The sequence below is a fragment of the Lentzea sp. NPDC051208 genome (assembly GCF_040682435.1).
Taxonomy (GTDB): domain Bacteria; phylum Actinomycetota; class Actinomycetes; order Mycobacteriales; family Pseudonocardiaceae; genus Lentzea; species Lentzea kristufekii.
The window spans coordinates 169,959-182,889 of record NZ_JBFBAW010000008.1 but is presented as its reverse complement, the minus strand read 5'-3'; the positions used below and the strand labels follow the sequence as shown (position 1 = coordinate 182,889).

At 69.5% G+C, this 12,931-nt stretch carries 13 protein-coding genes and 1 tRNA gene; 5 read left to right on the top strand and 9 right to left on the bottom strand.

Going from position 1 to position 12,931, the window contains the following annotated elements; genetic code table 11:
• From AB0M48_RS21375 to AB0M48_RS21365, 3 genes are all read right to left on the bottom strand, one after another.
• Nucleotides 1–1,311 (bottom strand): alpha/beta fold hydrolase, encoded by a 1,311-nt coding sequence (locus AB0M48_RS21375; RefSeq protein WP_363844585.1) that lies wholly within the window; start codon nt 1,309–1,311, stop codon nt 1–3.
• Nucleotides 1,308–2,669: an alpha/beta hydrolase domain-containing protein gene (locus tag AB0M48_RS21370; protein WP_363844582.1), complete on the bottom strand. Its 1,362-nt coding sequence runs from the start codon at nt 2,667–2,669 to the stop codon at nt 1,308–1,310. Before AB0M48_RS21370 ends, AB0M48_RS21375 begins: the two co-directional genes overlap by 4 nt.
• A 119-nt stretch (nt 2,670–2,788) precedes the next feature.
• Complete coding sequence (locus tag AB0M48_RS21365; RefSeq protein ID WP_089961360.1) at nt 2,789–3,358, bottom strand: QsdR family transcriptional regulator; 570 nt, start codon at nt 3,356–3,358, stop codon at nt 2,789–2,791.
• 520 nt (nt 3,359–3,878) lie between these two features.
• Here AB0M48_RS21365 and AB0M48_RS21360 point away from each other — a divergent pair.
• Both AB0M48_RS21360 and AB0M48_RS21355 read left to right on the top strand, forming a co-directional pair.
• Nucleotides 3,879–4,709 carry a recombinase family protein gene (locus AB0M48_RS21360; RefSeq protein WP_363844579.1) on the top strand — a complete coding sequence of 277 codons (831 nt, stop codon included), beginning with the start codon at nt 3,879–3,881 and terminating at the stop codon, nt 4,707–4,709.
• Nucleotides 4,706–5,341 (top strand): recombinase zinc beta ribbon domain-containing protein, encoded by a 636-nt coding sequence (locus AB0M48_RS21355; RefSeq protein WP_363845172.1) that lies wholly within the window; start codon nt 4,706–4,708, stop codon nt 5,339–5,341. The genes AB0M48_RS21360 and AB0M48_RS21355 overlap by 4 nt, the downstream gene beginning before the upstream one ends.
• 42 nt (nt 5,342–5,383) lie before the next feature.
• Here the strand turns inward: AB0M48_RS21355 and AB0M48_RS21350 are convergent.
• From AB0M48_RS21350 to AB0M48_RS21325, 6 genes are all read right to left on the bottom strand, one after another.
• A tRNA-Leu gene (locus AB0M48_RS21350) sits at nt 5,384–5,466 on the bottom strand.
• A 1,029-nt stretch (nt 5,467–6,495) separates the two neighbouring features.
• Nucleotides 6,496–7,101 carry a response regulator transcription factor gene (locus AB0M48_RS21345; RefSeq protein WP_363844576.1) on the bottom strand — a complete coding sequence of 202 codons (606 nt, stop codon included), beginning with the start codon at nt 7,099–7,101 and terminating at the stop codon, nt 6,496–6,498.
• Nucleotides 7,098–8,264, bottom strand: coding sequence for a histidine kinase (locus AB0M48_RS21340; protein WP_363844573.1), 1,167 nt, complete (start codon nt 8,262–8,264; stop codon nt 7,098–7,100). The genes AB0M48_RS21345 and AB0M48_RS21340 overlap by 4 nt, the downstream gene beginning before the upstream one ends.
• Nucleotides 8,237–8,944 (bottom strand): ABC transporter permease, encoded by a 708-nt coding sequence (locus AB0M48_RS21335; protein WP_363844570.1) that lies wholly within the window; start codon nt 8,942–8,944, stop codon nt 8,237–8,239. Before AB0M48_RS21335 ends, AB0M48_RS21340 begins: the two co-directional genes overlap by 28 nt.
• Nucleotides 8,941–9,759, bottom strand: coding sequence for an ABC transporter ATP-binding protein (locus AB0M48_RS21330; RefSeq protein WP_363844567.1), 819 nt, complete (start codon nt 9,757–9,759; stop codon nt 8,941–8,943). The genes AB0M48_RS21335 and AB0M48_RS21330 overlap by 4 nt, the downstream gene beginning before the upstream one ends.
• A 142-nt stretch (nt 9,760–9,901) precedes the next feature.
• A complete protein-coding gene (locus tag AB0M48_RS21325; protein WP_363844564.1) occupies nt 9,902–10,306 on the bottom strand; it encodes a hypothetical protein in 405 nt (134 codons plus the stop codon).
• 79 nt (nt 10,307–10,385) lie between these two features.
• Here AB0M48_RS21325 and AB0M48_RS21320 point away from each other — a divergent pair, with 79 nt between their 5' ends.
• From AB0M48_RS21320 to AB0M48_RS21310, 3 genes are all read left to right on the top strand, one after another.
• Nucleotides 10,386–10,952 (top strand): TetR family transcriptional regulator C-terminal domain-containing protein, encoded by a 567-nt coding sequence (locus AB0M48_RS21320; protein ID WP_363844561.1) that lies wholly within the window; start codon nt 10,386–10,388, stop codon nt 10,950–10,952.
• Nucleotides 10,949–11,611, top strand: a complete 663-nt coding sequence (locus tag AB0M48_RS21315; RefSeq protein WP_363844558.1) for a GAP family protein — start codon at nt 10,949–10,951, stop codon at nt 11,609–11,611. Before AB0M48_RS21320 ends, AB0M48_RS21315 begins: the two co-directional genes overlap by 4 nt.
• A gap of 139 nt (nt 11,612–11,750) precedes the next feature.
• A complete protein-coding gene (locus AB0M48_RS21310) occupies nt 11,751–12,827 on the top strand; it encodes a helix-turn-helix domain-containing protein (protein WP_363844555.1) in 1,077 nt (358 codons plus the stop codon).
• The last annotated feature ends 104 nt before the right edge of the window (nt 12,828–12,931 follow it).

Sequence of the window (12,931 nt, the reverse complement as noted above, 5' to 3'; positions counted from 1 at the left end):
TCAGGGGGACGTTGCGCGGGGTCCTCCGGTTCCGACATCGAGGTAATCCTTGAACTGCACGGTGACCGCGTGCGCGTCCGACGGCCGGTTCGGCACCGCGATCGTGCGCGACCCGCCACCGGTGCCGCGCGCCGTCTGGGTGACCCGGATCGTGCCCTCCGGCCGCGTCGGCAGGTAGGCGTCCACGCCCGTCAGGAACGGCAGCGCGGCGAACGGCGGCAGCGCGGCACCCGGCGTCGAGGCCAGGTCGCAGTTGTCGTCGAACGCGAACGCGGCGATCACCTGGCGCAGCCGCGGCGAGACGTCGGCGGTGAGGACGTTGGCCCCGTTGAGCTCCAGCCGGTCGCTGTCGGGCTGGTCGGACCACCACTCGCGGTTGCGGATGACGGTGAGCGCGCTGTGCGTCGGACACCGGTCGATGTGGTCGGTGATGCCGCCGGGACGCGACACCTGCAACCGCACGAACCGGTCGCTGCGCTCGAACGGCTCGAAGTAGAAGTGGTGCGGCACCTGACCCTCGCGCAGCACCACCAGCTCGTAGTGCGCGCGGCCGTTGACGGGCAGCGGGCCGAACGAGCCGTCCGCGCCGGTCCGGGCGCTGTGCCGCGGTTCGCCGCGCCGCGCGCCGGTGAGCGGGTCGAGCTCCCACACCTGGAGCAGTCCGGCCAGCCCCTCGTTCTGCGGGTAGTACGTCGCCCGGCCCGCGATCCGGACCAGGCCGGGCGGTTCGGGCAGCACCCGGGTCGTCAACGCGGGCCGACCGCGCAGGAACCGGTGCATGTGGGCGAAACCGTCGGCCGACGTGGTGGTCTCGGTGTGGCCCAGCGTCGTCAGGTGGACGTTGGTCGCGCCGCCGATGGACCCGTTGGGCTGCAAGCTACCCCACAGCGCCAACGTCGGCACGCCGCCCGGCGGTGCGGCGCTGGAGCGCCCATCGACGTTGACGTACTTGCGCACCGACGCGGCCCGTCCGGGCGACGACAGGTAGCTGTGCATGACCGTCGTGCCGCGCGAGTGCGCGATCACGTCCACCTTGGCCGCCCGCGTTCGGGCGCGGACGGCGGCGATGAACGCTTCGAGGTCGGCGACGGCGCGGTCGTTGGTCGGGATGCTCGTGTCGTACTCGTAGGCGTGCAGCAGCGCGTCCGTGTAGCCGTTGCCGGAGAACCGCTTGGCGTTGGACTGCCACTGCTGCGCCGACCCCTGCTGGCCGTGCACGAAGACGATCGGGGTGAGCGGTTCGGCGCCGGCGGGCACGGCCGCGACCGTGGACGCGAGGGCCACGACGAGCGCGAGCAACGGAACCTTCATCGCCGACCTCCAACGGCCAGGGCGTCGGCGAGGTTCTGCCGCGCGTCGGCCGGCAGCAGGTAGCCCGCGTGCACGTTGGCGACGTCGGCGGTCACCACCTGGTGCAGGTAGTCCCCGCGGTGCGGGTAGAGCCGGGCCAACGTCGCCGCGTCGAACGGCACGTGCGTGCCGAACAGGCGGCAGAACGTCTCACCGGTGTTGTCGCCGGTGTTCAGCGCCCGGGGTGCGGTCACCTGCGACAACCGGATGCCGCCCAACGCGAGGCCCAGCGCGTCGCGCTTCTTGGTGACGCCGTCCGGCTCGAACTCCAACGGGCGCGCGGTCGGCGGCGGCGTGCCCCGCTCGACCCACCGGCGCAGGTGGTCGTAGGCCGCGGCGGTGACGTGGTGCATCGGCACCCGGCTGAACGGCGGCCGGTCGCAGTCGTACTGCGGTGCGCCGCCGAGGTCGCGTTCGGAGATCGGCACGCGGTAGGCCTGGCCCTCGTAGCCGGAGTGGGCCGCGCCAGCAACCTCCCAGCGGCGGAAGCGGTCGGTGTCGGCGGGACGGGTCGCGCTGCGCACGTCGGTCTCCGACTGCACCTGGAAGACGGGTTCCGCGCCGGCCCGCGTCGGCGCCGTGCCGACGACGAAGCCGTAACCGTCGAACACCGGCTGCTGCTGCGGCAGGACCCGGTCGTACAGCACGGTCATCCGGGCCGCCGACTGCGAGGCGCCGATGGCCAGCACGGTCCGGGGCCGCAGGCCGCCCATGACCGCACCCGACTCGACGGCGCGGCCGGCCTGGGTGAACACGTCGTAGGACAGCTCGTCGGCGGTGAACCGACCGCCGCCGGTCACGTCCAGCCCGCCGTAGCGCGCGGGGCTCCACGCGCGGAGCTGGTCCACCCCGACCCGTTGCGCCGACACACCGACCCAGGCGTAGCCCGCGCGGACGACGGACTCGGCGTTCCACAACGCGTCCAGGTCGTACCCGGCGGTGACGTTCTGCCACTCGACCAGGGCGGTTCCGTTGAAGTCGCGGGCGTGCGCGGGCCGCCGCACGACGACCCGGGTCGCGTACGGCACACCGGTGGCGACCTTCGTGCCGTTGCCGGCCCAGCCGTCGGCCGCGCCGGAGACGTGGAATTCCTGCTCGACGTAACCGGCGGCGGCGAGGTCGTCGGGCGTGGAGAAGAACGGGTAGGTGTCCTCGATCCGGTCGGCCAGCCGGTCACCCGGCACGGTCCCGGGCAACGGGCCGACGACCCGCGGCGCCGGACCGGCGGGCGCGGAGGCGGAGGCGGGGGCGGACGTCGGGACCAGCAGGCCGAGCACGGCCACGACCAGACCGAGGCGACGCCAGGGGGAAGGGGACATACCGGCTCCCACAGCGATGGGGGATGGGTGCGGAACCGACCGTAGCCAGGCCCGGACGACCGGCACCAGAACGCGGCGCCATCGTGAGACCGCCGTCGCAGCACGCTGCGGTGGTCGGGTCAGCGGTGCTGCAGCAGCACCGTGCGGGCGGCGGTTTCGGCCAGGGCCGGGTCGAGCGGCGCGCCGCTGAGCAGTTCGGCGTAGAGGGCGGACTCCACGATCCGCACGTACAGGAACGCGACCTGGTCCAGGGCCGCCGCCGACCACGGCCCGCCGTCCACTTCGAGCAGGATCTCCTTCTGCGCCGACACCGCTCGCCGGTGCACCCCGCCGGCGGTGTTGAACAGCACCCGGATGGCCGTGTCGGGCTCGCTGCGCAGGAACGCCCGGAACGGGCCGGCCGCGCGCAGGTCGGCCACGAACCGCCGGGTGACCTCCAGGACGCCCTCGACGCCGACGTTCGTGCGCTCCTGCCGGGCACGGGCCAGCAGCCGGTCCGCGAGCACCCACAGCACGTCGGCGAGCAGCCCGTCGCGGCTGTGCACGACCCGGTAGAGCGTCGCCCGGCTGATGGCCAGGCTCGCCGCCAGCGCGTCCATCTCGACCCGGCCGTGCCGCAGGAAGAACCGGCACGCGCCGCGCAGCACCTGGTCCTGGCTCACCACCCGCCGGGCGCCGATCGACCCCACTCGCAGCCCCTCGCCTCCGCCGGCCCGCCCGTCCGGCCACCCGCATCATCGTCGCCCTGCGGGTCTGCCCGCGAGACCCGGACCGGTGCCGCCGGGGTGTGCGTCACGTCACTTCCCGAGTGCCGGGCGCGCCCAGGTGCGCGGTGGCGGCGCCGTGGCGATCGAAGGTGACCGCCGCATGCCGCTCTCGACGTTCGTCGACTCTGCTCGCGCCTGGTGCTGTGACCAACACGTTCGCGCAGCATCCAGCGCAGGGATTGTCTACTCTGTAGTTTCAGTGTTGACTAAAGTCAACCGCAGCCGTCACATGCGACGGTGGTCGCCGCTGAAGTTCAAAACCCGCCACGGCACTACGTCGGGTCTGCTGCACCGTTAGGTGACATCTGAGTTGGCTTGCCGTGATGGTGAGTTGGCCTGATGTCTGGTGTGGCTTGCTCTTGGGCTGTTCGGGTGGAGATGGGCAGGATGTCGTCACGATGTCTTTGGCAGCTGGGTCTCCGTTTGACCGAGGGAGCTGACTGTGGCCACGTTGACGAATGCCGAACTGGTTGCCGCGTTGATGGGGCGTCGTCGTCCAGTGGCGCCGTCTGAGGTGCCTGGCGTGCGTTTTGCGTTCTATGGCCGGATGTCGACGAGCACGTTTCAGGATGTGCAGACGTCGCGTGCATGGCAGCGCGCCGTGTCGGTTGAGTTGATCGAGGGTGTCGGCTCTGTCGTCGCGGAGTTCTTCGATGTGGGTGTGTCGCGGCGGTGGTCGTGGCTGGACCGTCCGGAAGCGGCGGCGTTGCTGGCCGCTGCCGCAGACCCTGGTCGTGAGTTCGATGCGGTCGTGGTTGGGGAGTACGAGCGGGCGTTTCACGGTGATCAGTTCCGTGAAGTCGTATCTGGTTTCAATGCGCTGGGCGTCGCGGTGTGGTTGCCGGAAGCGGGTGGCCCTGTGGAACTCGGCAGCCCCGTGCACGAGGCGTTGATGGTGTTGTTGGGTGCGCAGGCGCAGCGTGAGGTGGCGCGGGCGCGGCAGCGGGTGTTGGCGGCGATGCGGTCTCAGACGCGGGTGCAGGGCCGGTTCCTGGGTGGTCGTCCACCGTATGGGTATCGGCTTGTTGATGGTGGACGGCATCCGAATCCGGTGCGTGGGCGGTGGGGTCGGCGTGTGCAGGTGTTGGCGCCGGATCCGGTGACGGCGCCGTGGGTGCGGTGGATGTTCGCCGAGCGTGCTCGCGGTCGTACGGTGGCGTCGTTGGCGCGGGAGCTCAACGACCGTGGCGTGATGTGTCCGTCGAGTGCGGATCCTGAGCGGAACGCGCATAGGTCGGGGGGGGGCGGTGGATCGTGCGGACGGTGGCGATGATTCTGGAGAACCCGCGCTACACCGGTCGGCAGGTGTGGAACCGAAGCAGTACAACTGGTCACGGGCCTGGCGGACGTCCCGGCGGGCGCGGTTCGGGTGCGCTGCGGTGGAACCCGGTGAGCGAGTGGGAGGTGTCCGAGCGGATCGCGCATGAGCCTCTCGTTGATGACGAGACCTTCGTTGCGGTGCAGGGGATGCGGGTGGCGAAGCCTGCCAAGGACGGCGAAGTCCGTTCCTGCATGCTGGCTGGGCTCGTTGTATGTGGGTTGTGTGGCCGACGGATGGACGGGCACTGGGTTCACGGGCGGGCTGGCTATCGATGCCGGCATGGCTTCACCAGCGCCAAGCGACGTTCCGACGGCGAACCGAGGAACCTCTACGTCCGAGAAGACCACCTGCTCGAGGCACTGCCACATCTACTCGTGCGGACCGCTGGAACCGTGGAGAAAGGTGTGGGCAGGGAGTTGGTCGATCAAGTCCGCGAGCAACGCCTGCAGATTCACTACGACGGCGAGCGTCTTGAAATTCGACCCGCATCACTAACGCTGAAAACCGCGGAACCTGCTCGTCGTCCAGTTCAACCGGCGCTCGCGTTGGATTGGTGTGCTGACGTAAAAGTAGTCGAAACATGAATTACACCACAGGATTCTTGGGAATCCCGTGGGATAAGAGAATGTCCGAGGGGGGACTTGAACCCCCACCCCCTTTCGGGGACTAGCACCTCAAGCTAGCGCGTCTGCCATTCCGCCACCCGGACGTATTGAGTTGTGCCCCGGCTCGCGCCGTGGTGTGTGCATAGGTTACATGATCGTCAGCGCGCGCCAAAATCGGGGGGACTGGGTTGTGTCTGTGCTGGTCGGCGGGCTGCGGGCTAGGGCCGGGGTGTGGTTGAGGTTACTGGGTGGTTGCTTGACTCCGACCCTGCGTTGCGGTGGCAGGTCGAGCGGGATCTGTGGGGGCGCCTGAGGCTGTCTGGCGGGCTACTCGGGCTCGGGTCGGTCGTGAGGGGTTCGGGGCTCGGTTGGTGAGGCTTCAGGGTGCGGATGGGATGTGGGGTGGTGGGGCCTTCTTTCCCGCTGGGTTCGACGGGACGGAGGAGGGGCAGCCCTGGACGGCTACCACCTGGTCGTTGACCTCGTTGCGGGAGTGGGGGCTTGAGCCGGCGGCGCTTGAGGGGACCGTTGAGTTGCTTGACGCCGGGTGTCGGTGGGAGTACGAGGATCTGCCCTATTGGGGTGGTGAGGTGGACTGCTGCATCAACACCTTGGCCAACGGGGTGTGGCTTGGGGCGGCGGTTGAGGGGATTGCCGACTGGTTCGTGGAGCATCAGCTTGAGGACGGTAGTGGAACTGCGAGTGGGTTGAGGGGTCGGTTCGGTCCTCGTTCCACTCGACGCTCAACTCGCTGAAGGGGTTGCTGGCTCACGAGGTCGCTACTGGCGGGACTGTGGGGACTCAGGCTGCTCGGGAGCGCGGGGAGGAGTACCTGTTGGAGCGGGCGCTCTACAAGCGGTTGTCCACCGGGGTGGCTGTGGGGGAGTGGGCCTTTGAGTTCCGGTCGCCGTTTCGGTGGGGGGACAGCGCGCTCAACGCCTTGGACTACTTCCGGGCTGCTGGGAGGAAGGATCCTCGGATGGCTGAGGCTGTTGAGGTGGTTCGGGCTGCCCGGCAGGCGGATGGGACCTGGTTGCAAGCTGGGCGGGTCTGGTTTGGATCGACGTGGAGAAGGGGGTGCCGTCGAAGTGGCTCACCTTCTACGCGATGAGGGTTCTGCGGTGGTGGGAGAGTTAGATCCAGCCCTTTGCCCTGGCGAAGCGGGCTGCTTCGTGGCGGTTCGAAGCGCCGGTTTTGCCCACGGCTGAGGAGAGGTAGTTGCGGACTGTGCCGGGGGAGAGGGAGGCGCGGCGGGCTATTTCGTCGATGGGGGCGCCTTCCAGTGCCAGTTCCAGGACGTCTGCTTCTCGTGGGGTCAGGGGGCTGTCGCCGGCGCTGATGGCCTCGGCGGCCAGGGCCGGGTCCACGTAGCGGCCGCCTGTGTGGACGGTTCTGACCACTGTGGCCAGGACGTCCGAGGAGACGGTTTTCGGGAGGAAGCCTCGGACCCCTGCTGCCAGTGCGCGTTTCAGGTGTCCTGGGCGGCCGTGGCTGGTGACGATCATGGTGGAGCACGTGGGCAGTTCGAGCGCCAGGGACTGGGCTACCGCTACGCCGTCGAGGTCTGGCATTTGCAGGTCGATCACGGCCACGTCTGGGCGGACCACTCGGGCGGTGGCTATTGCCTCGGCGCCGGTGGCGGCTTGGGCCACCACCTCTAGGTCGTCCTCCAGCGAGAGCAGGGCGGCCATGGCGCCTCGGATCAGGTGTTCGTCGTCGGCCAGGAGGATGCGGATCACGGGAGCTCCACGGTGAGGACGAAGCGGTTGGGGGCTTCCCGGCTTGCCGTTACGGAGCCGCCCAGGGCCGCTACGCGTTCGTGCAGGCCCGTCAGGCCGCTGCCGAAGCGGAACGCGTTCAGCGAGACGCCGTCGTTCGTCATCGTGAGGACCTTGCCGCGCAACGTGATCGTGCACGTTCTGGCCTCGCTGTGGCGCAGGACGTTGGTGACGCCCTCGCGGACCGCCCAGCCCAGCGCGCCTGCCGGTTCGCCGTCGAACGTCACGTCGCCTATCACCCGGCAGTCGATGCCCGCGGAGGCGAGGAGTGAGCGGGCGCCCGCCAGTTCCACGGCGAGGTCGGCGGTGCGGTAGCCGCTGACCACCTCGCGGAGTTCGTCCAGGGAGTCCTGTGCGATCTGGCGGACCTCCAGCATCTCGTCCACCGCCGACGACGAACGGCCGCGGCGGGCCAGCTGGGCTGCCAGGTCGGCCTTCAGGGCCACGGCGGAGAGGTTGCGGCCCACCACGTCGTGCAGGTCGCGGGCGAAGCGGAGGCGTTCTTCGGCCACGGCCAGGTTCGCGCGGACTTCGCGGGAGCGGTCGAGTTCCCAGACGATCGCGAGCATCCACAGGGTCGAGCGGAACGCGACCACCAGGAACTGCAGCATGAGGGTGACGAACAAGGCGTGGCCGGGCGGGGCGGTGAGCAGCATCCAGGCGCCGCCCGCGAAAGCCGCCAGCACGACGTAGCGCGGGCGGAGCACGGCGGACAGGGTGGTGATCGCCAGGACCAGGAAGATCACCGAAATGCCGTCGCCCGGGCTGTCGGGCTTGCCGGGCAACGGATCCGGGTAGGTCAGCGCGCCGGCGGCCAGTGCCGCGCAGGTGGCGGCCAGGTAGGTCGTCAGCAGGGTGCGCGGGAACGGGCCCCGGCCGAGGTGGTGCTCGATGCCGAGGTGGACCAGGCGGCAGCTCATGACCACGTAGGTCAGCAGCACCGCGATCAGCACGACCAGGGCGGCCGTGCTGATCTCCGGGGCCAGGCTGGTGAGCAGCAACGGCGGCAGGAACACGTAGCTGAGGTAGAACGTGTAGCGGACGAACAGGTCGAACCGCGCCGCGTTGCCACGCGACCGCCACCAGCCGAGCAAGTTCACCTCCGCGGATCCCACCTGAACCACCGCTGCACAGCGTAGGTGCCCAGGACGATCCACACCGCCAGGACGATCAACGGCTTCAGCACGGGTCCGTCGGCCCACCCGGCGCGCAGCAGTTCGAGCACCGGCGTCAGCGGCAGGTACTGCAGCACGGAGGCGATCTCGTCGGGCAGCACCGAGAGCGGGAAGATCAGGCCGGAGCCCAACATGCACGCCATCAGCACCGGCAACGACGTCACCTGCGCCATCTCCACGGTCCGGGTGAACGCCGAGGACGCCGCCGCCAGCAGCACGAACACCGCGACGCCGCCGAGCACGCCGAGCAGCAGGAACCACGGCCGCGTCGGCAGCGCGACGCCGGTGACCAGCCCGACGACCACGGTGTACAGCACCATCTGCCCCAAGGCCACCACGACGGACGGCAGGGCGGCGCCGGCCAGGATCTCCGGGTCGGTCAGCTCGCCGACGCGCAGCCGCTTGAGCACCAGCTCCTCACGCCGCGCGACGAACGTCGTCACGAGGTTGTAGTACACCGCCATCAGCAGCGCGAACCCGATCAACCCGACGACCAGCGGCACGCCGTCCGCGTCCACCGAGTACAGCACCGGCGCCAGCAACAACGGCAGCAGCAACGAGTTGAACAGCGCGGTCCGGTTGCGCCAGAACAACTTCAGCTCGGCCTGTCCCACAGCCACGGCCCTCATGCGGCCTCCTCCGCGATCGCCAGGAACGCCTCTTCGAGCGACGCCGACCGGGCGTCCAAACCGGACAGCTCGACGTTGTTGTGCCGAGCCCACACCAGGAGCTCGTGCAGGGTGGACTGCAGTTCGTTGGTCCGCACGGTCACGCGTCCCGACGACTCCACGTCGGCGACGACGGGCAGCGGGATCCCCGCGGGCGGCACGAACGAGATGCGCGACGGATACGCGTCGACCACCTCGGACACCGTTCCCTGCGCCACGATGCGGCCGCGGTGCATGATCGCCAGCCGGTCGGCCAGCGCCTGCGCCTCCTCCAGGTAGTGCGTGGTCAGCAGCACGGTCACGCCCTCGCGCAACAGGGCGCGGATGAGCTCCCACGTGTTGCGCCGGCTTTCCGGGTCGAGCCCGGTGGTCGGCTCGTCGAGGAACAGCACCTCCGGCTTCCCCAGTAGCGCCAGGGCCAGGTCCAGCCGCCGCCGCTCACCGCCGGACAGCTGCTTCACCCGCACCGACGCCCGATGGGCCAGGTCGACCAGGGACAACGCCTCGTCGACGGGTCGCGGCGACGTCAGCGTCCCGGCCCACATCCGCGCAGCCTCGGTCACGGCCAGGTCGGGCGGGAAACCGCCCTCCTGCAGCATCACGCCCATCCGCGGCCGGACGAGCTTGCGCTCGGCGAACGGGTCGTGGCCCAGCACACGCACGGTCCCCTCGGCCGGGCGTGAGAGCCCTTCCACGACCTCCACGGTCGAGGTCTTCCCCGCGCCGTTCGTGCCGAGCAGCGCGAACATCTCGCCCCGCTCCACATCAAATGACACGCCCCGTACAGCTTCGAAACCTCCGCTGTACCGGCGAGTCAGCCCCCGCACCTCGATCGCTGTCATGAGGTAAACGATCTCGGGAGAAACGGTGGACCGGCAGTGCCGTCACACATCAGTTCCCCATGACAGATGTCATGACTTACGGGTGGTACCGCCCCTGAATCTCGGTGATCTCACCGTCGCCGTTGAACGTCAGCCGCGGCGCGTAGGGCGGATCGGCCTTCGCCAGGAAGTCCGCGCGAGTGCACTCGACCGCGCCCATGCCGAGCCAGGTCAGCGAGAGGGCCTGCGGTTCCCCGCATCCGAACGGCGTGTGGATGACCACGTCGTCGGCTAGCCGCGACACCCGCGTGTCGCCAGGCAGTTCGTGGACCACGGAGTTGTTCTCCTCGGCGGGCCGGATCTCGCCGTCGACCCACCGCACGGTGCCGTCGGGGTTGATCGCGGTGATGACCGCGACGTCCGTGGTGTCCGGCAGCGCCCACCAGATCGCGCCCGCGACGACCGGCGCCACGGCCACTGCCGCCCAGATCCAACGCTTCACGAGGTGTTCGACGCCGCAGCAGGCCGCAGGGTTGCGCGCGAAGTTGCCGTGATCAGATTAAGGACGTAATCTCACGACTGTGCCAAAACGTGCGGATCCCGTCGAACGGCGTCAGCAGGTGGTGACGGCCCTCTACCGGGTGGTCGACGCCGAGGGGCTGGACGCGGCGAGCCTGCCCAGGATCGCCAGGGAGCTGGGCGCCACCACGGGCCTGCTGCAGAAGTACTTCCGCAGCAAGGACGAGCTGCTGCTGTTCGCGCAGGACCAGCTCACCGAGGAGCTCACGGCGAGCGTGCGGGCGGTGCTGGCGCAGGAGGGGAGTCTCCAGGAACGGCTGCACAAGGCGTTGTGCGCCATCGCGCTCGTGGACGACGCGGCGCGCGCACGGGTGTGGCTTGCGTTCGCTGCTCGTGCGGCGGCGAATCCCGTGCTGCTTCAACGGCACGTGGAGGGCGCGCGGGTGATCAGGGATCTGTGCCGGGACGTGCTGGAGGTCGCGGGCCTGGACGGCGGGGAGGCCGTCGGGCTCGCGGCCCTGGTCGACGGGGTGACGGCGCAACGGGCGCTGGAGCCCGAAGTGATGACAGGGGAGTTGGCGGCGCGCGTGATCGGCCGCCACCTCGAACGACTGTGGGGGAGCACATGACACTGGGACTGGTGGCGGCGCTGGCGGGGCTGGCGCTGCTCGACTCGACGAGCATCGGGACGTTGTTCATCCCGATCTGGCTGATGCTCACGCCGGGGCGGCTGAAGCTGAGCAGGTTCGCCGTCTACCTCGGCACGATCACGGTCTTCTACTTCGCGGTCGGCGTTCTGATCGTGCTCGGCGCCTCGCAGGTGGTCGGTCACCTCGACGGCAAGGTGGTCGACTGGGCCCAGCTGGTGATCGGCGTCCTCCTGTTCGCGATCAGTTTCCGCTTCGACGGCAAGAAGAAGCTGGACACGGGCAAGTGGCAGCGCCGCACCAGTGGATCGACGCCGGCGCTGGCCGGCGTCGCGGTGCTGGCGGGCGTGGTCGAGCTCGCGACGATGCTGCCCTACCTGGGTGCGATCGGGATGATGAGCGCCGCCGACCTGAACGCGGGCCAGGTCGGACTGCTGCTCGCCGGGTACTGCCTGGTCATGATCGTGCCGGCGCTGCTGCTGCTCGGCGGCAGGCTCGCGCTCGGCGAGAGGATCGAGCCGTTCCTCACGAGGATCAGCACGTGGTTCGCGGAGAAGGGTGCGAGCACGACGGGCTGGATTCTCGGCATCGCCGGGTTCCTGGTCGCACGCGATGCCATCGCACGGCTGTTCTTCGTGTGAACCATTTGGTCCAGTTGGCTGAACGACCCGGTTCCGTTTTACTCCTACACTCGCCACCGTGACTGGGCTGGACGATCCGCGCAGATCGGTCCCGCGCGAACTGGCGCCATTGCTCCGAAAGGAAGTGGCGCCCGTTTCGGTGAGCATTTTCGAGGCGATCGAGAAATCGATCCCGGAATACAGCGCGTTCCGGGACAACGTGGTCGACGGAATCCGGCAGGCCTTGGTGAAGTTCGTCGACCGCATCGCCGCACCGGATGCCGAACCCGATCCGCACGACGACATCCACCGCAAGCTCGGCGCGTGGGAGTTCAAGTCCGGGCGCAGCCTCGACAGCCTGCAGGCCGCCTACCGGATCGGCGCGCGGGTGGCGTGGCGGCACGTCTGCGGGTTCGCGGAACGACGCGAGCTGTCGCTGCGCCTCATGTCGGTGCTGGGCGAGGCGATGTTCGCGCACGTCGACGAGCTGGTGAGCCTGTCGGTCGAGGGGTACGCGGCCGCGCAGGCGAGTGCGGCGGGCACGCTGGAACGCAAGCGGCGCAAGCTGATGGAGCTGCTCGTCGGCGACTCCGCCGGCAACTGGCAGGTGGTGCTGGACGCGGCGCGGGCGGCGGCCTGGCCGATGCCGGACCGGCTGGTGGCCGTCGCGCTCGAGCCGTCCTCCGCGCCCGCGGACGACCTGCCGGCCGACGTGCTGGTGAACTTCGAGGACGCCACGCCGTACCTGCTGGTGCCGAACCCGGCGGCGGTGACGCGCTGGCTGCGCGGGGCACTGCCGGGATGGCGGGCGGCGGTCGGCCTGCCCGTGGCTCCTCAGGACGTGCGCAGGTCACTGGCCTGCGCACGCCGGGTCCTCGCCCTCTCCAGGGAGAAGGTGCTGCCGGACCGGCCGGTCCTCGACTGCGCCGACCACATCGTCGAACTGACCGTGCTCGCGGACGAGTTCCTGGCCCGGCAGCTCGCCGGACGGGCTCTGGCGCCGCTCGCGCCGCTCACCGATCTGCAACGCACCAAGCTCGCCGAGACGCTGCTGGTGTGGCTGTCGGCGCGCGGCGGGGCGCCCGAGGTCGCCGCCCGCCTGAAGGTGCACCCGCAGACCGTGCGCTACCGCGTCAACCAGTTGGACGAACTCTTCGGCGACCGAATGCACGACGCGGAGGAGCGGTTCAACCTCGAACTCGCCCTGCGCGCGCACTATTTGTTGCTGCGCGACTGACAAACAGCGGGAAGCCATTTCGTACGCAGGTGATAAAAGCCGGTTTTCGCTTGCCTTGCCGAATCGAAGCTGGCTACCTTACTGACGAGTAACGCACCATCGCC

Coding starts and splice junctions, on each gene's coding strand:
- AB0M48_RS21335 (WP_363844570.1), bottom strand. CDS start 8,944: ATGAGGGCCGTGGCTGTGGGACAGGCCGAGCTGAAGTTGTTCTGGCGC.
- AB0M48_RS21370 (WP_363844582.1), bottom strand. CDS start 2,669: ATGTCCCCTTCCCCCTGGCGTCGCCTCGGTCTGGTCGTGGCCGTGCTC.
- AB0M48_RS21315 (WP_363844558.1), top strand. CDS start 10,949: ATGACACTGGGACTGGTGGCGGCGCTGGCGGGGCTGGCGCTGCTCGAC.
- AB0M48_RS21375 (WP_363844585.1), bottom strand. CDS start 1,311: ATGAAGGTTCCGTTGCTCGCGCTCGTCGTGGCCCTCGCGTCCACGGTC.
- AB0M48_RS21355 (WP_363845172.1), top strand. CDS start 4,706: ATGATTCTGGAGAACCCGCGCTACACCGGTCGGCAGGTGTGGAACCGA.